We start from the raw sequence: 19,748 nt of genomic DNA, 5'->3' as shown, positions 1-19,748 counted from the left end.
TTCGATGCGGTTGTTTATTGCAGAAAAACCGAGTCTCGGTCGGGCTATCGCCGATGTGTTGCCTAAACCGCACCGCAAAGGCGATGGCTATATTGAGTGCGGCAACGGGCAGGTGGTCACCTGGTGTATCGGCCACCTGCTGGAGCAGGCGCAGCCGGACATCTACGACAGCCGCTATGCCCGGTGGAATCTCAACGATCTGCCGATTGTGCCGGAGAAATGGCAGCTGCAGCCAAAGCCCTCGGTCACCAAACAGCTGAATGTCATCAAGCGCCTGCTCGGCGACGCCGAGGAGGTTATCCACGCCGGCGACCCGGACAGAGAAGGGCAGCTGCTGGTGGACGAAGTACTCGACTACCTGCAGCTGGCGCCGGAGAAGCGTCAGCAGGTGCAGCGCTGTCTGATTAACGATCTCAACCCGCAGGCGGTGGAGCGGGCGATCAACCGTCTGCGCGCCAACAGCGAGTTCGTGCCGCTCTGCGTGTCGGCGCTGGCGCGGGCCCGCGCCGACTGGCTGTACGGCATCAATATGACCCGCGCCTACACCCTGCTGGGGCGCAACGCCGGCTATCAGGGGGTGCTCTCGGTGGGGCGGGTGCAGACCCCGGTACTTGGCCTGGTGGTCCGTCGCGATGAAGAGATTGAAAATTTCGTCGCCAAAGATTTCTTCGACGTGAAGGCGCATATCGTCACGCCGCAGGAGGAGCGTTTTGTCGCCACCTGGGTGCCGAGCGAAGCCTGCGAACCTTACCAGGATGAAGAAGGGCGCCTGCTGCATCGTCCGCTGGCCGAGCATGTGGTTAAGCGCATCGAAGGCCAGCCGGCAATCGTGACCGGCTATAACGATAAGCGCGATTCCGAACCCGCGCCGCTGCCGTTCTCGCTGTCGGCGCTGCAGATTGAGGCGGCCAAACGTTTCGGCTTCAGCGCGCAGAACGTGCTGGATATCTGCCAGAAGCTGTACGAAACCCACAAACTCATCACCTATCCGCGTTCGGACAGCCGCTATCTGCCGGAAGAGCACTTCGCTGGCCGCCATGCGGTGTTGAATGCGATTGCCGTCCATGCGGCGGACCTGCTGCCGCAGCCCGTAGTGGATCCGGAGATCCGCAACCGCTGCTGGGATGATAAAAAGGTCGACGCGCACCATGCGATTATCCCAACCGCCCGCAGCAGCCAGGTGAAGCTCACCGATAACGAAGCGAAGGTGTACACCCTGATCGCCCGCCAGTATCTGATGCAGTTCTGCCCTGACGCAGTGTTCCGCAAATGCCAGATTGATCTTGAGATCGCCAACGGCAAGTTTGTCGCCAAGGCGCGTTTTCTGGCCGAGGCGGGCTGGCGGACGCTGCTTGGCAGCAAAGAGCGCGATGAAGAGAACGACGGCACGCCGCTGCCGGTGGTGGCCAAAGGCGATGAACTGCTGTGCGAGAGGGGCGAGGTGGTGGAGCGTCAGACCCAGCCGCCGCGCCACTTTACCGACGCCACTCTGCTGTCGGCGATGACCGGGATTGCCCGCTTCGTGCAGGATAAAGATCTGAAGAAGATCCTCCGCGCCACCGACGGCCTCGGCACGGAAGCGACCCGCGCAGGGATTATCGAGCTGCTGTTCAAGCGTGGTTTCCTGAGCAAAAAGGGGCGCTATATCCACTCTTCGGAGGCCGGCAGGGCGCTCATTCATTCCCTGCCGGAGATGGCCGGGCGACCGGACATGACCGCCCACTGGGAGTCGGTGTTGACGCAGATCAGCGAGAAACAGTGCCGCTATCAGGACTTTATGCAGCCGCTGGTAGGGACGCTGTATCAACTGATCGATCAGGCGCGCAGCACGCCGGTGCGTCAGTTCCGCGGCCTGGTGGCGCCGGGCGGGGCGAAGAAGTCGTTCAGCAAAGGTAAAGGGAAGCCGAAAGGCAAAAAAGCGGCAGACGATACCGCGCCGCCGCCGCAGTAACCCGCCGGTGGTCGCGAGGATGCGTTATCCCGCGGCCACCGCTTCTCCGCCAGTCAGGCCAATGGTCTACACTAAACAGCCGGGAAGAGCCTGGACGCGGGGCCCCTGAGCAGGGGATGCCCGCTGCGCTTTTCCTGATGCCGATGCCCCATTTCTCTCACAGGCGATAAGGAGGACCCGTGAAATATATTGCTATCAGCCAACCGGGCGGCCCGGAGGTATTGCAGATCCGCGAAGGGGAGATTCCCACCATCGGGGAGCATGAGGTGCTCATTGAGGTGAAGGCGGCGGGCGTCAACCGGCCGGATATTCTGCAGCGCCAGGGTCTGTATCCCATGCCTGAGGGCGTCACCCCCGTGCCCGGCCTCGAGGTGGCGGGCGTGGTTGTTAAGGTCGGCGCGCAGGTCACAGCGTTTACGCCCGGCGATCGCGTTTGCGCGCTGACCAACGGCGGCGGCTATGCCGAATACTGCGCCGTGCCGGCAGGCCAGACGTTGCCGATCCCGGCGGGCCTCAGTTTTAGCGAAGCGGCCGCCATTCCGGAAACCTTCTTCACCGTCTGGGCGAATGTCTTCCAGCTGGGTAAGCTGCAGCCTGGCGAAAGCATTCTGGTCCACGGCGGCGCCAGCGGGATTGGCACCACCGCGGTCCTGCTGTGCCACGCGTTGGGGATGACCGTCTATGCCACCGTCGGCCAGGACGAAAAAATTGCTGCGCTACGTCCCTATGCTACGGCGATTAACTACAAAACCGATGATTTTGCCGAGAAAATCGGCCAGCTGACCAACGATGAAGGGGTGGACGTCATTCTGGATATTGTTGGCGGCCCTTACTTTAACCGCAACCTTGGGTTACTGAAAAAGGATGGACGACTGGTCATCATCGGCTTTATGGGCGGGCGAATCGCTCATGAGGTTGATATTCAGACTCTGATGCTCAAGCGAGCCACCGTCACCGGCTCGACCATGCGCGGCCGGACGGCGGCGGAGAAACAACAGATTGCCGAGGCGCTGCGCCGCCACGTCTGGCCGCTGCTAGAGGCAGGGAAATGCAAGCCGCTGATCTACGCCAGCTACCCGATGGCGGAGATTGCCGAGGCCCATGCCTGTCTGGACAGTGGTCAGCATCTGGGGAAAGTGGTGATCACGATGACGTCGTGAGACGCATCCCGGCGGGCTGCCGCCGGGATGGAGTTAGGGGAGGTTAAATCACGCCCTGGGCCAGCATGGCATCTGCAACCTTCACGAAACCGGCGATATTCGCGCCGCGCACGTAGTTGGTCTGCTTCGCTTCGCCGCCGTACTGCATGCAAGCGTGGTGGATATCCAGCATGATGTGATGCAGGCGGGCATCCACTTTTTCCGCTTTCCAGCCCATGCGCGCGGCGTTCTGCGCCATCTCCAGACCGGAAGTCGCCACGCCGCCGGCGTTGGCCGCTTTGCCCGGGGCAAACAGCACGCCAGCTTCCAGGAACAGGTCGGTTGCGGCGATGGTGGTCGGCATGTTGGCGCCTTCCGCCACGGCCTTGACGCCATTGGCAATCAGCTGGCGGGCGGCATCGACGTCCAGTTCGTTCTGGGTCGCGCAAGGCAGGGCAATATCCACCGGCACTGACCACGGCTGCTGGCCTTCAAGATAGGTGAGGCCAAATTCGCGGGCGTAATCGGCCACGCGGCCGTGGGCACGCTCTTTAATGTCGATCAGGCGGGCCAGTTTTTCTTTGGTGAAGCCCGCTTCGTCAACGACGGTGCCGTTGGAGTCGGAGGCCGTCACCACCCGCGCGCCAAGCTCCATCGCTTTCTCAATGGCGTATTGCGCGACGTTGCCGGAGCCGGAAACCGCCACGCGAGCGCCTTCGAAGCCGAGGCCGTGACGTTTGAGCATCGCTTCGGTGAAGTAGATCAGGCCGTAACCAGTGGCTTCCGGACGGATCAAGCTGCCGCCAAAGGAGAGTCCTTTACCGGTGAAGACGCAGGCGCTGTTGTTGGAGAGCTTGCGCATCATTCCGGCCATAAAGCCGACTTCGCGACCGCCGACGCCGATATCGCCCGCCGGTACGTCGGTATCCGGGCCAAGGTGGCGATAGAGTTCGGTCATCAGCGCCTGGCAGAAACGCATCACTTCGCCATCGCTCTTGCCTTTAGGATCGAAATCGCTGCCGCCTTTCCCGCCGCCCATCGGCAGAGTGGTCAGGGCGTTTTTGAAGGTCTGCTCGAAGCCAAGGAATTTGAGAATCGACAGGTTAACCGACGGGTGAAAACGCATCCCGCCTTTATACGGGCCGATGGCCGAGTTGAACTGCACGCGCCACGCGCGGTTGACCTGGACCTGATTGCGGTCGTCCACCCACACCACGCGGAACTGGATCACGCGCTCCGGTTCCACCAGACGTTCCAGCAAAGCAAGCTGACGATAGCGCGGATTTTCCTCAAGGAAAGGCCACAGGGTGGTCATCACCTCCCGGACGGCTTGAGCAAATTCGGTTTGATGAGGATCGCGCTGTTGAACGCGGGTGAGAAAGCCTTCCAGAGTGCACGTCTGATCCATAGATATCAGTTCCCCTTATGGTTGTGGTTGCATGTATTTATTATGATTCGGTCCTTGAAAAAACCGATTTTCCGACTATAACACCGCTAATCCTTAGGCAAGCAAGGAAAAATTGAGCCGACAACAAAATTTATAATTGCCCGCTCGTCATAACTAAAAGCGATGACGAGGCGGCGGGCGGATCAGCGGACGGAAAGGGTGGGGCGCTGGGCGATAAAGGCGTGCAGCAGAGGAATATCGGCCGGGGCGAGATCGAGGGCCAGCGCTTCTGTGGGAAGGCACCAGCGCAGCTGAGTGTGATAGTGGGCCAGCGGCGTGCCCTGAAAGTGCGGCACCCACCAGGCGTGCAGATGGATCCGGCGGCCGGAGACCTCCCGCTGATGGCTAGCGATATAGCAAGCCGGGCGGGCGATGATGCCCATCTCCTCCTGCAGTTCGCGGGCCAGCGCCTGCGGCTGGCTTTCACCCGGCTCCACTTTGCCGCCGGCGAACTCCCACATCCCCGGCTGGTCGGCGTGGGGCGGACGCTGCGCCAGCAGAATCTGGCCATCCTGTTCAATAATGGCGGCGACAACATCAATCATTTTTAGCATAAGCATCAAGGTTAATAAGACGAATATGGCCTATTATCACCGCCATAGACCGTAACTGACAACCGCCAACCCTGCTGGAGACCTTCGTGCTTGATAGCCACCTGCATCCGCGCCTTAAACCCCTGCTAAACGCTGTCGCCGGCGCCCTTGACCGCCCCGGCATCTCACCGGACGGGCTGACGCTGGTCGGTTTTGCCATCGGCGTGCTGGCTCTGCCCTTTCTGGCGCTGGGGTGGTATGGCGCGGCGCTGGCGGCCATTCTCCTTAACCGCCTGCTGGATGGCCTGGACGGCGCTCTGGCGCGGCGGCGCGGGCTCACGGACGCGGGCGGCTTTCTCGATATTGCGCTGGATTTTCTCTTTTACGCCCTGGTGCCGTTCGGCTTTATTCTGGCGGATCCGCTGAACAATGCCCTGGCGGGCGGCTGGCTGCTGTTTGCCTTTATCGGCACCGGCAGCAGCTTTCTCGCTTTTGCCGCCCTGGCGGCCAGGCACCAGATCGCCAATCCCGGCTACGCCCATAAATCGCTGTACTATCTCGGGGGACTGACGGAGGGGACGGAGACCATCCTGTTGTTTGTCCTCGGCTGCCTGTTTCCGGCGCATTTCGCCTGGCTGGCGTGGCTGTTTGGCGCGCTGTGCTGGCTGACGACGGCGACGCGCATCTGCAGTGGCTACCAGACCTTAAAGCGGGTAACGACCACAGCGTAAACGGGGTATCGCGCGTCGCCGACAAAGGGCGACGCGCTGAGGCGGGGCGAGTTACTGACTGCTTTCCGGGCCGCGCTCTCCGCGGGCCACCGGATTGTGCGGGTTGCTGCTCCATTCGTACCAGCCGCCGTCGTACACCGCGACGTGCGGCCAGCCCATGGCGCGGGCATACATAAAGGTTTCCGAGGCCCGCCAGCCGGTCCCGCAATAGAATGCCACTTGCTGGCTCGGCAGAATGTTCCACTGGCGCCACAGGGCAGCGATATCGTCGGCGCTGCGCATGGTGCCGTCCGGGTTATGGAAATCCTCCATGTGCGTGGAGTCGCTCCCGGCGTGGCCCCAGCGGGCCCCAGCGATGTCGCCCTTCGGCTTGATATAGCTGTAGCCGCTGGTGGTGCCGATAAACTCCGGCCACGAGCGGACGCTGACCAGCGAGGCGTCCTGACGATGCAGCAGCCCGCGGGCTTGTTCGGTATCCAGCATCAGCTGCGGCTGGCCGGGGATCGGCGCGCCGAAATCAGGCGCCGGCTGCTGCGCCGGCGGCATACCGCGCTCTACCGGCAGCCCGGCGTCGGACCAGGTCTGCCAGCCGCCGTCAAGCAGGCGCACGTCTTTGACCCCGGCGTACAGCATGATCTGCGCCACCCGCGCTGCGGCGTAGACGTCGCGACCATAGAGGATCACCGTGGTGTCATGCCGGATGCCGTGCTTCGCCAGCATCGCCTTCAGCTGCGCGTCGGACACTTTATTCCACAGCGGTTCGCTCTCCACCTCATTGGTATCGATATAGCCCGCGCCAGGGATATGGCTCAGCAGATAGAGCTTCGGCGCTCCCCAGGCGGCTTCAAACACTTTCCAATCGCCTGCCGGGGCGGCGGCGACCGCTTTCCCTTGCTGTAGGTCGTGCAGCCACTGGGGGTAGACCAGCTGTTCAAAGTGCGGCAGCTTTTGCAGACGGTCGGTCTGGCTCAGCGCATCGCTCAGGGTGCTGAGCCGGGTGAAACCCGTTTGTTTCAGCCGCGCCGCGACGCTGGCGTTATCCTCCGGGCTGCCGTACAGCGCGATGGGGGTATCGGAATGGAGCTGGTGCTGCTTAGCCCAGGCGCGCAGCTGATCATCGCTCATGGCGCCGAGCCAGCGGGCGGAAAGATTGAGGGCCTGCGGCTCATGGCCTTCCGGGCCGTTGGCGCGCTGCGGCCAGCCGTTGTAATAAGCGCTGAGCCGGGTGTCGATGGCCACGCCGTGCTGCTGTTGCAGGTGGAAGAGAGTGAGCGCTGGCATGGTTTCAGCGGCGCAGGTAGTGGAAGCAGCAAGCCCCATGAGCAGGGCGAGTGCGGTCAATTGAGAAACACGTTTCATCGAAATGCCCGACGGTAAAAAGTGGAGGGCGTATTCTCCGCTCGCCAGGCGCCGATTTCTTTGCGGTAACGCAGGTTTGCACGCTATTGTCCTTCATTGCCAGCGCTCCATCGCCAGGCAGCGCCCCGTCGGCGGGCAGTCCTCGCGATCGTGGGTCACCAGGATCGCCGGAATGGCCTGGCGGGCCAGTTCTTCAAAGACCCAGCGGCGGAACCCGGCGCGCAGGCTGGCATCCAGGCGGCTGAAGGGTTCATCGAGCAGCAGCGCCTCGGGGCGCGCCAGCAGGGCGCGCAGCAGGCTCACCCGCGCCCGCTGCCCGCCGGAGAGCGTGGCCGGATCGCGCGGGGCGAAGCCCGCCAGCCCGGCGCGGCTAAGCGCTTCCTCCACCGCGGTTTTTCGCGCCTCGCCGCGCACGTTCTCCGGCAGCGCCAGCTGTAAATTTTGCCCGACGCTGAAATGGTCGAACAGTAACGGGTCCTGAAACAGAATGCCGATGCGCCGATGCTCTGTCGGCAGCGTATCGCAACGCCGTTCGTTGAGCCACAGTTCGCCTCGGGCGCGAAAATCGCCGGACAGGGCGCCAATCATCCAGGCAAACAGTGTTGATTTCCCGCTACCGGAGGGGCCCATCAGCGTCAGCACCTCCCCCGGGGCTACCGAAAAGGCGACCTCCCGCAGCAGCGGCTGGCGTCTCACGCTCAGAGTCAGATGGTTTACGGTTAGCACTAGCGAAGTCCTCGTCGATAGCGGCCTGCCAGCCAGGCCAGCAGAGCCGTTAGGGTAAAGCATACCGCCGGCAGCAGTAATTGCCACAGCGCCTGAGCGGCGAGCGTCTGCGCCTCGCCGCCGCTGCTGAGCGCCACCGCCTGGCTGGTGAGCGTCGGAATTCGGCCAGCCCCCAGCCATAGCGTTGGCAGATACTGCGCGATGCTCACTGAGAAGCCCACCGCCAGGGCGGTCAGCAGCGGGCGAGTTAGCGAAGGCAGGGTCAGCAACCAGAAAATACGCGTGGATCCCCAGCCGAGCGTGCGGGCGACAACCGTCAGCCGCGGATCGCGCTGGCGCCAGGCCGGGCGCAAAATAAACAGCATCCAGGGCACCACCCACAGCAGATGGCCCCACAGGACGGTCCACCAGTCACCGTCAAGCCAGGCATACAGCGCCAACCGGTACTGGCCGTCGGCCAGCGGCAGGGCCGGCAGGACCAGCGGTAGCCAGACCCAGCCATCGCCTCGCGCCGGGCCGCAGGCCAGCCACAGCAGGCAGACAGCCGCGCCGAGGGCGCAGGCCGCCAGCGCCAGCCCAAGGCTGTTGCCCAGAGCATCCATCTGCGGCGGCGCCGAGCGCGCCAGCCCCGCCAGCAATAGCGCGCCCAGCAGACCGCTCAGCGGCAGCAGCGCCGCCAGCAGGCGGCCGGGCAGGGCATGAGGATGCGGGTGACGAACACCGTGCAGATCGGGCTGGTACTGGCGCTGTAGCCGCCATCCGCCCCAGGCGACCAGCGCCAGCCCGCCGAGGATCGCCATCAGCAGCAGGCTGGCCAGCGCCCCTTTGGCCTGCTGCAGCTCATCGCCCTGGCTTAACCATTGCCACGCCAGCACGGCGAGGGTGGGCGGATTGCCGGGCCCCAGCACCAGGGCGACGTCTACCGCCGACAGGCTCCAGGCGGTGGTGGCCAGCAGCACCATGCCGAGGGCGGGCAGCAGGGCGGGCAGCACCAGCCAGCGCAGGCACTGCCAGCGGCCGTAGCCGAGGCTCTTCAGGGCGGTCGCCTGGTCGGCGAGGCGTTTCTCTCCCAGCAGGCCATAGATCACCCACAGCACATAGGCGCTCTCTTTCAGGGCCATCGTCAGGCCAAGCCCAATGCCGTACCGGTCGACCGGCGGCGTCAGAAACGGCAACTGCTGCCAGAGCCAGCCCCCTTCGGCGAACAGCAGCAGCGCCGCCGTCGCCAGGGCGAGATGGGGCACCGCCAGCAGCAGCGGCAGACGGGAAGCCAGCCGCCGCCAGCGGGCCGAAGGCCAGAGGGCGGCGACGATGGTCAGGGCGATCAGCAGCGCGCCGCCGACGGACAACAGCGTGGAGACGAGCGTGGCGGCCAGCGCCTGGCCCAGCTGCGGGTCGGCGAACAGCGCCCGCCAGTGGGCCGGGGAGCGCGCAGCGCCCACCAGTTCCCCGGCGGCGGGGAGCAGCGGCAGATAGATCGCCGCCATCGCCCCCCAGGCCAGCAGGATCAGTGGGTACCGTAGCGGCGCAGCCATTCCTGCTCCAGCGCGTCAACCCATGCCGCGTGAGGCTCGGCAAGCACCGGCGGCAGATCCTGCGGCAGGGCTGCCGCCAGCGTCTGGCGCTGGCCGTCAGGCAGACGCTGCGGATCCAGTACGCTCGGATCGCCCCAGACGGCGGCATCGGCCTTGCGTAATTGCGCCTCAGGGGAGAGCAGGAAATTGGCCACTACTTTGGCGCCAGCGACAGCGCGGGCGTTAGCCGGGATGGTAACGAAATGGACGTTGCCGAGGGTCCCCGCGGTAAAGCCGAAGCTGTAGCTGTCCGTCGGTAATTCGCCGCTGGCGGCTTTCTGCCGGGCGTGCAGCGGGTTAAACGTCAGCGACAGGCGGAGGGTGCCCTGGTTGAGCATGGCGTCCATCCGCGCCGGCGACGCCGGGAAATCCTTGCCCGCCCGCCACAGGGCCGGGTGCAGCGCATCGAGATAGCGCCACAGCGGGGCGGTGACCGCCGCGAAGGTCGTTGGCTGCGGCGGCTGGCGCAGGGCGGCTGGCTGGTCGGTGAGCGCGATCAGCAGTTGCTCCAGCAGGGCGGTACCGGTGAAGTCCGGCGGCCGCGGGTAGGTTACGCTGCCCGGATGGGCTCTGGCGAAGGCCAGCAGGGCCTGCGGGCTGGTGGGCGGCTGCGGCGTTTGCCCGCGGCGGGCGATAAACGTCAGCTGGGCGCTGCCCCACGGCGACTCCGCGCCCTCGGTGGCGACAGAAAAATCTTCCCGTACCGGCTTTTGCAGATCGACATAGCGCCAGTTGGGCAGCGATTCGGCCCAGCCGGTGAGCAGCAGATCGGCCTGCTTAAGCGTGCGAAAGTTTTCTCCGTTGATCCACAGCAGATCCACTGACCCGCCCTGGCGACGACCGGCCTGCGCCTCGGTCTGGATGCGTTTCACTGCGTCGGCGGCGTCGGCGACAGGCACAATACGCAGGTCGATTGCGTAATAGCGTTTGACCTCTTCGCTGACCCACGCCAGATAGCGATTGACGGCCGGGTCGCCGCCCCAGGCGTTAAACCAGACGGTCTGTCCGCGGGCTTCCGTCTGAATCTGCCGCCAGCTGTCGTCGGCATTAACCGCCAGCGGCCAGAGCAGCAGCAGGCACAGACAGAGGCTGTAATCACGCAAACGGCGCATCGTTACTCCTTATTCTGCGAGGAAGAGGTGGGTATCTGGCACAACCCCTGAGCCGGGATCGCCATCGCGGCATTGAACCGCGCTGATAAATTTTGCAGGCCGATCAGGGCGGTCAGCTCGGTGAGCGCCCGGGCGTCAAAATGCGCGGCCATCGCGCTACGCAGGGCATCATCCACCGCCGGCGGCGTCTGGGTGGCGGCTTCGGCATAGGCCAGCGCCAGGCGCTCTTTTTCGCTGAACAGCGTACTGCTGCGCCAGTCGGCGACCGCCAGCAGCTTGTCCTGGCTACCGCTCCGCGCCGCGAGGATCATGCTGGTGATATCGATACAGAATTCGCAGTGGCACAGCTGGGCGATGCGGGCGCTGACCAGCGAGCGCAGCACCGGATCCAGCGGCGAGCGGCGGCGTTCAATATAGCCCACGAACAGCGAAACCAGGTAAAACAGCCACGGGATCCGACCCCACCAGCGAATGGGGCTCAGCACCTGGCCGTAATGCCGGCGGTGCAGCCACGCCTGCGGACGAAGGATCAGGGGGACAGAATCCAGCGGGGGTAAGCTCATGGCGACGATCTCTTATGACGTTCACGGTAAATATTTTTGGCGATAGAGATGACCACCGCCAGGGCAAAAAGCAGCGAAAGCCCGGTGGCCAGCCAGAAGGTGCCCCCGGTGAGCAGACTCCCGGCCCAGGAATAAACGATAGTCGCCGGGAGCTGGCCCACGCCGGTGGCCAGCATAAAGGGCCAGAAGCGCAGCGAGGTTAGTCCGGCGGCATAGCTGACCGGGTCAAACGGGACAAACGGCAGCAGGCGGCAGACCAGGATCGTCTGCGGGCCAAAGCGGGTGAAATAGCCGTCGGCACTGCGCAGCACCGCGCGGCCGGTGAGTTTCTCCACCACTTCGCGCCCCAGCGCTCTGGCGATGCAGAAGCAGAGCCCGGCCCCGACCATAGCGCTGAACCACGACAGCGCCCCGCCCCAGAAGGCGCCGAACAGGGCGGCGTTCGCCAGGGTAATCAGGAAAGCCGGCAGCGGAGCGACGATCGCCTGGAGGATCATCAGCGCAAATGAGACCAGCGCGGCCTGCGGCCCCCAGGCGGCGATAAACCCTCTGACCTGCTGCGGATCCAGGGAGGCTAACGCCGTCAGACTCTGCTGCAGAAAGGTACGCCCGCCAGGGAACCACAGCCAGGCGGCCAGAGCGGCGGCGACCACGACGGCAAGGGCCAGCCGGGCGCGGCGCAGGTGACGGCGATCAGGTTGGGTCATGGCGCACCTCCTCACTGCACGCCGCCACGCGACGGGCGCGGGCAAACCGTTTGCCTATCTGCACCAGGGCAAACAGCAGCCCGCCGGCGAGGCTCAGTTTTAGCGCGAAGGCGAGGGTCACCCCCTCGCGGGCCAGTTCGCTGGCCATCACCGAATAGATGACCAGACCCGGCAGGGTGGTCACGGCCGAGATCAGGGTAAAGGGCCAGAAGCGGATCGCCGTCAGGCCGTAGGCGTAATTCTGAATATTGTAGGGAAAGAGCGGCACCAGGCGGGTGAGGATCAGGAAATCGCAGCCACTGCGGGCGATACCGCGCTCAATCGCCTGAAAGACGGTGGTATGGCCCACATAGCGCTGCAGCAGATCGCGCCCAAGCCAGCGGGCGATTAAAAACGACAGCGAAGAGGCGAGGGTGGCGGCGGCAAACGAGAGCAGGGAGCCTGTTAGCGGGCCGAAGAGCATCCCGCCGGCGATCACCAGCAGGCTGCCGGGGATCAGACACAGGGTGGCAATGATAAACAGCGCAGCATAGACCAGGTATCCCCAGGCGCCCTGATGGCGGAGGGTGTCCTGAAGCAGATGCAGATGAGTCAGCAGATCGTGGAGACCGACGCGGTGGCTGATAACGGCCAGCGTGGCCACCAGCGCGAGAAGTCCCAGCCCTTTACCAATGGCCGGATGACGGCTTCTTTTGCATGAGAGGTGCTCCTGTACAGTCTGGACGCAGTGGACATCAAAAAGTGCGCGCGACAGTATCCTGTTCCGACGACCGTCACAATGGTTTACCGTCGCTTTGTTGATTTTGCTCAGGAAATTCTGCCCCCCGCACAGCGGGAGGCGAGAGAAGGGTGTGAATTATGGCCGGAAGGTGGCCCACACCGGCGCGTGGTCGGACGGTTTTTCCATCCCGCGGATCTCGTAATCGATCCCGGTTTCCACGCAGCGCTGCGCCAGAGGCTGGCTGGCCAGCAGCAGATCGATGCGCAGCCCACGGTTATCGTCGAAGCCTTTGGAGCGGTAATCAAACCACGAGAAATGCTCATGATTGTCGGGGTTAGCCTGGCGCCAGGTATCCACCAGGCCCCAGCCCAGCAGCCGGTCCATCCATTCCCGTTCTTCCGGCAGGAAGGAACATTTGCCGGTGCGCAGCCAGCGTTTGCGGTTCTCTTCACCGATACCGATGTCCAGATCGGTAGGACTGATGTTCATATCGCCCATGATCAGCACCGGATTCTCTTTGTTGAGTTCGGTCTCCAGATAGTTCTGCAGATTCTGATAGAACGCCGCTTTGGCCGGGAATTTGGTTTCATGATCGCGGCTTTCACCCTGCGGGAAATAGCCGTTAATCACTGTGACGTTGCCGAAGGGCGACGGGATCTCCGCCATAATGATGCGGCGCTGAGCCTCTTCGCCATCGTCCGGGAAACCGCGGCGGACGGCAATCGGCGTCTCTTTGGTCAGCAGCGCGACGCCATAGTGGCCTTTCTGCCCGTGATAAAAGACGTTATAGCCGAGCCTGGCGACCTCTTCGAGAGGGAACATGTCGTCGTGAACTTTGGTTTCCTGCAGGCCAATCACGTCCGGCTGGTGTTTTTCGACGATGGCGGCCAGTTGGTGTGGGCGGGCACGCAGGCCGTTGATATTAAAAGAGACGAATTTCATAGTCGCTGCCACTGTGCAAGGTGAATAGTGCAGGGATGGTAGCAGAAATTCGCCAGGCTGGCTGCCACCGGATGCGTCATTCTGCCAATCGCTGCGCATGAGCGTGCCGTGGGTGCCCCTTTTGCGGGCATGCCGCGCCAAAAAAGGGCAAATAGCTACGATAAATTTCGCAGAGGATCACAATTACAGAATTATATCTTACCATTGCATAATTTATCTTCTTTAATCACTGTTTATCCCCCTTTGTCGGATACTTATTCACTAAATATGCATTTTATGTGAATAGCGTTCGGCTGTAACTCATTGATTCTGCGTTATCTCATCCGATTTATGCATTTTCATCGCTGGCTGGCACGAACCGTGCAATCTACATTTACAGCGTAATAACTCATATTTATTAACATTATTGCTACTTTTAATTTACCGGAAGAGGTCGATATGTCTCAGTCAATTACGCGTAACCACTTTGATGAATGGATGATGCCGGTCTACGCGCCAGCGGCGTTTATTCCGGTGCGGGGCGCCGGGTCACGGCTGTGGGATCAGCAGGGCAAAGAGTATATCGATTTTGCCGGCGGTATCGCCGTGAACGCGCTGGGGCATGCCCATCCGCGTCTGGTGCAAGCCCTGACCGACCAGGCCGGCAAGTTCTGGCATACCGGCAACGGCTACACCAATGAGCCGATCCTGCGTCTGGCCAAAATGCTTATCGATGCTACCTTCGCCGACCGGGTCTTCTTCTGTAATTCCGGCGCCGAGGCCAATGAGGCAGCGCTCAAGCTGGCGCGTAAATATGCCCACGATCGCTTTGGCAGCGAGAAAAGTGGCATCGTCGCCTTTCAGAACGCTTTCCACGGGCGGACGCTGTTCACCGTCTCGGCGGGCGGTCAGCCGGCCTATTCCCGGGATTTCGCCCCGCTGCCGCCGCAGATCCAGCATGCCGTATTTAACGATCTCGAGTCGGCAAAGGCCTTAATCAATGAGCAGACCTGCGCGGTGATCGTCGAGCCGGTGCAGGGCGAAGGGGGCGTGGTGCCGGCCAGCGTCGAGTTTTTACGCGGCCTGCGTCAGCTTTGCGACCAGCACAACGCCCTGCTGATTTTCGATGAAGTGCAGACCGGGGTCGGGCGCACCGGCGAGCTGTATGCCTATATGCACTACGGCGTGACGCCCGATGTGCTGACCACCGCCAAAGCGCTGGGCGGTGGTTTCCCTATTGGCGCGCTGCTGGCGACAGAGGCCTGCGCCAGCGTGATGACCGTCGGCACCCACGGCACCACCTACGGCGGTAACCCGCTGGCCGGGGCGGTGGCCGGCGAACTGCTGTCGATCGTCAACACCCCGGAAGTGCTCTCCGGCGTCAGACAGCGCCATCAGTGGTTTTGTGAACGCCTGCAGGCAATTAACGCCCGCTATGGCCTGTTCAAGGAGATCCGCGGCCTGGGACTGCTGCTCGGCTGCGTGCTAAACGACGCCTGGGCCGGGAAGGCGAAAACCCTCAGTAACCTGGCGGCGGAAGAGGGGGTGATGATTCTGATCGCCGGCGCCAACGTGGTGCGTTTCGCGCCGGCGCTGAACGTTAGTGAAGAAGAGGTGAACAGCGGGCTGGATCGCGTCGAGCGGGCCTGCGCGCGTTTCGTGGCAGGAGTCTCATCATGATGGTTATTCGACCAGTGGAGCCGGGCGATTTGCCCGGGCTGCTGAAGCTGGCAGCGGAGACCGGCGGCGGGCTGACCTCGCTGCCGGTGGATGAAGCGACCCTCGCGGCGCGGATCGCCCGCTCGCAGCAGACCTGGCGCGGCGAGCTACCGAAAAGCGAGCAGGGCTATGTCTTTGTGCTGGAGGAGAGCGAAAGCGGCGCGGTGGTGGGCATCTGCGCGATCGAGGTGGCGGTGGGGCTCAACGATCCCTGGTATAACTACCGGGTCGGCACCCAGGTCCATGCCTCGAAGGAGCTCAACGTCTATCAGGCGCTGCCGACGCTGTTTCTCAGCAACGATCATACCGGCAGCAGCGAGCTGTGTACCCTGTTCCTCGACCCGCAGTGGCGCAAAGAGGGCAATGGCTATCTGCTGTCGAAATCACGCTTCTTATTTATGGCCGCTTTTCGCGAGCGCTTCAATGAGAAAGTGGTCGCCGAGATGCGCGGGGTGATTGACGAGCAGGGCTACTCGCCGTTCTGGGAGAGCCTGGGCAAACGCTTTTTCGCCATGGAGTTTTCCCGTGCCGACTACCTGTGCGGCACCGGACAGAAGGCTTTCATTGCCGCCCTGATGCCCAAGCATCCGCTGTATATCGATTTCCTTTCCCCTGAGGCACAGGCGGTGATCGGCAAGGTTCATCCGCAGACCGCCCCGGCCCGGACGGTGCTGGAGAAAGAGGGGTTCCGCTACCTGAACTACATCGATATTTTCGACGGCGGCCCGACTCTGGAGTGCGACATCGACCGGGTGCGGGCGATCCGCAAAAGCCGTCTGGTGACCACCGAGGCAGGTGAAACCTCGCCCGGTGACTGGCCGCTGTGCCTGGTGGCGAATGAACAGTATCACCAGTTCCGCGCTCTGCTGGTGCATGCCGATCCGGATGGCGACACCCTGACCCTCAGCGCCCGCGAACTGGATATGCTGAAGTGTCATGCCGGCGACCAGGTGCGCATGGTGCGCCTGATCCCTGAGGAGAAAACTGCATGAGTCTGTGGATTAACGGCGAGTGGCGGCCCGGCCGTGGGCCAGGTTTCAGTAAACAGGATCCGGTTAACCTGAAGGTTGTCTGGCAGGGCGAGGCGGCGGATGCCGGGCAGGTTGCCGAGGCGGTGGCGGCTGCCCGCCAGGCGTTCCCGTCCTGGGCGCGGCTGCCGTTTGCCGCCCGTCAGGCGATCGTTGAAAAGTTTGCCGCTCTGCTGGAAGCCAGTAAGGCGGAGCTGACGGCGGTTATCGGCGCCGAGACCGGAAAGCCGCGCTGGGAGGCGGCCGGGGAAGTGACGGCGATGATCAACAAGGTGGCGATCTCGGTGAAGGCCTACCACGTCCGCACCGGCGAACAGCACAGCGACCTGCCCGACGGCGCCGCCACGCTGCGTCACCGGCCGCACGGCGTACTGGCGGTGTTTGGCCCCTATAACTTTCCCGGCCATCTGCCGAACGGGCACATCGTGCCGGCGCTGCTGGCGGGCAATACCGTGGTCTTTAAACCCAGCGAACTCACCCCGCGCAGCGGCGAAGCGGTGGTGAAACTATGGCAGCAGGCCGGCCTGCCCGCCGGGGTGCTCAACCTGGTGCAGGGCGGTCGGGAAACCGGCGAGGCGCTCAGCGGCCAGGCGGATATCGACGGACTGCTGTTTACCGGCAGCTCAACCACCGGTTTTCATCTGCATCGCCAGCTGGCCGGGCAGCCGCAGAAGATCCTCGCGCTGGAGATGGGCGGCAATAACCCGCTGATCGTCGACGATCCGCGGGACGTGGATGCCGCGGTGCATCTGACCATCCAGTCCGCCTTTATTACCGCTGGCCAGCGCTGCACCTGCGCCCGACGTCTGCTGGTCCGACGCGGAGAGGCGGGCGATGCCTTCCTCTCCCGGCTGGTGACGGTGAGCCAACGGCTGATCCCGGCGGCGTGGGACGCCGAGCCGCAGCCGTTTCTCGGCGGGCTTATCTCTGAACAAGCCGCGCAGAAAGTGCATCAGGCCTGGCTGCAGCGGGTCGCCGCTGGCGCGGTCACCCTGCTGGAGCCGCGGTTATTGCAGGCCGGGACGTCGCTGCTAACGCCGGGGATTGTCGACATGAGCGACGTGGCCAATGTCGAGGATGAAGAGGTGTTTGGCCCGCTGCTTGGGGTCTGGCGCTACGACACGTTCGAGGAGGCGATTGCCTTAGCCAACGCTACCCGCTTCGGCCTCTCCTGTGGGTTAATCTCCCCGGAACGGGAGAAGTTCGATCGACTGCTGCTTGAGGCGCGGGCAGGGATAGTTAACTGGAACAAACCGCTGACCGGGGCGGCGAGTACCGCGCCGTTCGGCGGCACCGGGGCGTCCGGTAACCATCGTCCGGGGGCCTGGTATGCCGCCGATTATTGCGCCTGGCCGATGGCCAGCCTTGAATCGCCGACCCTGACGCTGCCCGCCAGCCTGAGCCCGGGGCTCGACTTTCTGGCCAGGGAGGCGTCATGACCGCCCGCGAAGTCAACTTTGACGGTCTGCCCGGGCTGACCCATCACTACGCCGGGCTCTCCTTTGGCAATGAGGCTTCCACCCGGCATCGCTATCAGGTGTCTAACCCGCAGCTGGCGGCAAAGCAGGGGCTAGAAAAAAATGAAAGCCCTCGCCGACGCTGGCTACCCGCAGGCGGTGATCCCGCCGCAGGAGCGTCCCAACGTGCCGCTTCTGCGCCAGCTGGGCTTTAGCGGCAGCGATGAGCAGGTGGTGGCCCGGGTGGCGCAGCAGGAGCCGGATCTGCTGTCGGCGGTGAGTTCGGCCTCGGCGATGTGGGTGGCGAACGCGGCGACGGTGTGTCCCTCCGCCGATTCGCTGGATGGCCTGGTGCACCTGACGGTGGCGAATCTGCAGGATAAATTCCACCGCGCCAGCGAAGCACCGACCACAGAGGCGCTGCTGCAGGCGATTTTCCCCGACCGCACACGATTTTCTATCCACCCGGCGCTGCCCGCCTCGGCCTGGTTTGGCGACGAAGGGGCGGCGAACCATAATCGTCTCGGCGGCGAGTATGGCGCTCCCGGCGTCCAGCTCTTTGTCTATGGCCGCCGCCGGGGGAGCGAGGAGGCGCCGCGTCGCTATCCGGCACGGCAAACCCTTGAGGCCAGCCAGGCGGTAGCGCGCCTCAATCAGGTCAATCCCCGCCAGCTGCTCTTCGCCCGCCAGCATCCGGCGGCGATCGACACGGGGGTTTTTCATAACGACGTCATCGCGGTGAGCAACCGTCAGGTCCTGTTCTGCCATGAGCAGGCCTTTGCCGACCAGACCGCGCTTCTCCAGCAGCTGGCGCAGCGGGTGCCGGGTTTTACGCCGCTGGTGGTTCCCGCCAGCCGGGTCTCGGTGGCAGAGGCGGTCGCCACCTATCTGTTCAACAGCCAGCTGGTGAGCCGGGCGGATGGCAGCATGGCGCTTATCCTGCCTCAGGAAGCGCAGGAGCATGCCGGCGTCTGGGAATACCTCAATGAGCTGCTGGCCGGGGATAACCCTATCGCCGACCTGCGGGTGTTCGATCTGCGCGAGAGCATGGCCAACGGCGGCGGTCCGGCGTGCCTGCGCCTGCGGGTGGTGTTGACGGCCGAGGAGTATCAGGCGGTCAATCCGCACGTCCTGATGAACGATACGCTGTTTGCTACCCTCAATGTCTGGGTGGATCGCTACTATCGCGATCGTCTCACCCAGGCCGACCTCGCCGACCCGCAGCTGCTGCGGGAAGGGCGCGACGCGCTGGATCGGTTGACCCAGATCCTGCAGCTCGGTTCGGTTTATCCATTTCAGCAATAAGGGGGCGCGGTGGAACATTTTCTGGCATTAACCCTGGCGGGGCGATTGCCCCATCACTTTCACGGCGAGACGGCCCATTTCCGCTGGCACTGGCTCGGGGAAGGGATCCTTGAGCTGACGCCGCATGCGCGCTGCGAGCGCGGGCTGGTACTTTCCTGCGCCATTCATGGCAACGAAACGGCGCCGGTGGAGATAGTCGACCAGCTGGTGCAGCGACTGGTCCGGGAGGCGCTCCCGCTGCGCTGGCGGCTGCTGGTGATCGTCGGCAACCCACCAGCGCTGCGGGCGAATAAGCGCTATCTGCACAGCGATATGAACCGCATGTTTGGCGAGCGCTGGCGGCAGTTTCCGCTCAGTGAGGAGACGCAGCGGGCGCAGCGGCTGGAGCAGGCGGTGGCCCGCTTTTATCGCGACCACGATGGCCCGCGCTGGCACCTCGATCTGCATACCGCGATCCGCGGGTCGCTACATCCGCGCTTCGGCGTGCTCCCGGCCCGCGATACTCCGTGGGAGGAGGATTTTCTTCACTGGCTGGGCGGCGCCGGGCTGGAGGCGCTGGTGTTTCATCGCCAGCCCGGCGGGACCTTCACCCACTTCAGCTGCGAACGGTTCGCGGCGCTGGCCTGCACCCTTGAGCTGGGCAAAGCGCTGCCGTTGGGGGAAAACGATCTGACGCAGTTTGCCGCCGTCCAGCGGGCGCTCTCCCGGCTGCTGGGTGGGGGATCGTGGCCATTGCCGACGCCCCAGCCGCCGCT

16 protein-coding genes and 2 pseudogenes are annotated in these 19,748 nt (G+C 63.7%); 8 read left to right on the top strand and 10 right to left on the bottom strand.

Annotation, left to right across the window (positions count from 1 at the left end):
• The first annotated feature begins 4 nt into the window (after positions 1 to 4).
• Together HMPREF1024_RS08405 and HMPREF1024_RS08410 are read left to right on the top strand one after the other, a co-directional pair.
• Entirely contained in the window at positions 5 to 1,951 is a 1,947-nt protein-coding gene (locus tag HMPREF1024_RS08405) for a DNA topoisomerase III (protein WP_004148065.1), read from the top strand.
• A gap of 179 nt (positions 1,952 to 2,130) precedes the next feature.
• On the top strand, positions 2,131 to 3,111 hold the full coding sequence (locus HMPREF1024_RS08410) for an NAD(P)H-quinone oxidoreductase (RefSeq protein WP_004140406.1): 981 nt from the start codon (positions 2,131 to 2,133) through the stop codon (positions 3,109 to 3,111).
• A 43-nt stretch (positions 3,112 to 3,154) separates the two neighbouring features.
• Here the strand turns inward: HMPREF1024_RS08410 and gdhA are convergent, their stop codons facing one another.
• Both gdhA and HMPREF1024_RS08420 read right to left on the bottom strand, forming a co-directional pair.
• Entirely contained in the window at positions 3,155 to 4,498 is a 1,344-nt protein-coding gene (gdhA, locus tag HMPREF1024_RS08415) for an NADP-specific glutamate dehydrogenase (RefSeq protein ID WP_009309121.1), read from the bottom strand.
• Between the two features lie 182 nt (positions 4,499 to 4,680).
• Positions 4,681 to 5,091 (bottom strand): pyrimidine (deoxy)nucleoside triphosphate diphosphatase, encoded by a 411-nt coding sequence (locus tag HMPREF1024_RS08420; RefSeq protein ID WP_004176525.1) that lies wholly within the window; start codon positions 5,089 to 5,091, stop codon positions 4,681 to 4,683.
• An 86-nt stretch (positions 5,092 to 5,177) separates the two neighbouring features.
• Here HMPREF1024_RS08420 and HMPREF1024_RS08425 point away from each other — a divergent pair, with 86 nt between their 5' ends.
• Positions 5,178 to 5,801, top strand: coding sequence for a CDP-alcohol phosphatidyltransferase family protein (locus HMPREF1024_RS08425; RefSeq protein WP_002901398.1), 624 nt, complete (start codon positions 5,178 to 5,180; stop codon positions 5,799 to 5,801).
• A gap of 51 nt (positions 5,802 to 5,852) precedes the next feature.
• Here the strand turns inward: HMPREF1024_RS08425 and HMPREF1024_RS08430 are convergent, their stop codons facing one another.
• The 8 genes from HMPREF1024_RS08430 to xthA form a co-directional block, all read right to left on the bottom strand.
• On the bottom strand, positions 5,853 to 7,160 hold the full coding sequence (locus HMPREF1024_RS08430; RefSeq protein WP_009309120.1) for a sulfurtransferase: 1,308 nt from the start codon (positions 7,158 to 7,160) through the stop codon (positions 5,853 to 5,855).
• 93 nt (positions 7,161 to 7,253) lie between these two features.
• Positions 7,254 to 7,886, bottom strand: a complete 633-nt coding sequence (locus HMPREF1024_RS08435) for an ATP-binding cassette domain-containing protein (RefSeq protein WP_004176522.1) — start codon at positions 7,884 to 7,886, stop codon at positions 7,254 to 7,256.
• Positions 7,886 to 9,421, bottom strand: coding sequence for an ABC transporter permease subunit (locus tag HMPREF1024_RS08440; protein WP_009309119.1), 1,536 nt, complete (start codon positions 9,419 to 9,421; stop codon positions 7,886 to 7,888). The genes HMPREF1024_RS08435 and HMPREF1024_RS08440 overlap by 1 nt, the downstream gene beginning before the upstream one ends.
• On the bottom strand, positions 9,394 to 10,572 hold the full coding sequence (locus HMPREF1024_RS08445; RefSeq protein WP_009309118.1) for an ABC transporter substrate-binding protein: 1,179 nt from the start codon (positions 10,570 to 10,572) through the stop codon (positions 9,394 to 9,396). The genes HMPREF1024_RS08440 and HMPREF1024_RS08445 overlap by 28 nt, the downstream gene beginning before the upstream one ends.
• A 2-nt stretch (positions 10,573 to 10,574) precedes the next feature.
• The gene (locus HMPREF1024_RS08450; protein ID WP_004209923.1) at positions 10,575 to 11,135 is read right to left on the bottom strand and encodes a carboxymuconolactone decarboxylase family protein; all 561 of its coding nucleotides are present in this window, start codon (positions 11,133 to 11,135) and stop codon (positions 10,575 to 10,577) included.
• Positions 11,132 to 11,842 carry a TVP38/TMEM64 family protein gene (locus tag HMPREF1024_RS08455; protein WP_004151923.1) on the bottom strand — a complete coding sequence of 237 codons (711 nt, stop codon included), beginning with the start codon at positions 11,840 to 11,842 and terminating at the stop codon, positions 11,132 to 11,134. The genes HMPREF1024_RS08450 and HMPREF1024_RS08455 overlap by 4 nt, the downstream gene beginning before the upstream one ends.
• The gene (locus HMPREF1024_RS08460; RefSeq protein WP_004140389.1) at positions 11,829 to 12,485 is read right to left on the bottom strand and encodes a TVP38/TMEM64 family protein; all 657 of its coding nucleotides are present in this window, start codon (positions 12,483 to 12,485) and stop codon (positions 11,829 to 11,831) included. Before HMPREF1024_RS08460 ends, HMPREF1024_RS08455 begins: the two co-directional genes overlap by 14 nt.
• A gap of 213 nt (positions 12,486 to 12,698) precedes the next feature.
• Positions 12,699 to 13,505, bottom strand: a complete 807-nt coding sequence (gene xthA / locus HMPREF1024_RS08465) for an exodeoxyribonuclease III (RefSeq protein WP_002901486.1) — start codon at positions 13,503 to 13,505, stop codon at positions 12,699 to 12,701.
• A gap of 438 nt (positions 13,506 to 13,943) precedes the next feature.
• On the opposite strand from xthA, the gene HMPREF1024_RS08470 reads away from it, so the two are divergent.
• The 5 genes and pseudogenes from HMPREF1024_RS08470 to astE all read left to right on the top strand — a co-directional run.
• A complete protein-coding gene (locus tag HMPREF1024_RS08470) occupies positions 13,944 to 15,164 on the top strand; it encodes an aspartate aminotransferase family protein (RefSeq protein ID WP_009309117.1) in 1,221 nt (406 codons plus the stop codon).
• Positions 15,161 to 16,195 carry an arginine N-succinyltransferase gene (gene astA / locus HMPREF1024_RS08475; RefSeq protein ID WP_004183681.1) on the top strand — a complete coding sequence of 345 codons (1,035 nt, stop codon included), beginning with the start codon at positions 15,161 to 15,163 and terminating at the stop codon, positions 16,193 to 16,195. The genes HMPREF1024_RS08470 and astA overlap by 4 nt, the downstream gene beginning before the upstream one ends.
• Positions 16,192 to 17,670 carry a succinylglutamate-semialdehyde dehydrogenase gene (gene astD, locus HMPREF1024_RS08480; protein ID WP_009309116.1) on the top strand — a complete coding sequence of 493 codons (1,479 nt, stop codon included), beginning with the start codon at positions 16,192 to 16,194 and terminating at the stop codon, positions 17,668 to 17,670. The genes astA and astD overlap by 4 nt, the downstream gene beginning before the upstream one ends.
• Positions 17,667 to 18,993: pseudogene (gene astB / locus HMPREF1024_RS08485) on the top strand (N-succinylarginine dihydrolase). Before astD ends, astB begins: the two are co-directional and overlap by 4 nt.
• Before the next feature lie 9 nt (positions 18,994 to 19,002).
• A pseudogene (gene astE, locus HMPREF1024_RS08490) lies at positions 19,003 to 19,748 on the top strand (succinylglutamate desuccinylase); the annotation flags it as partial.

The organism is Klebsiella sp. 4_1_44FAA, from assembly GCF_000238715.1.
Taxonomy (GTDB): Bacteria; Pseudomonadota; Gammaproteobacteria; order Enterobacterales; family Enterobacteriaceae; genus Klebsiella; species Klebsiella pneumoniae.
This window is presented reverse-complemented; position numbering and strand designations above follow the sequence as displayed.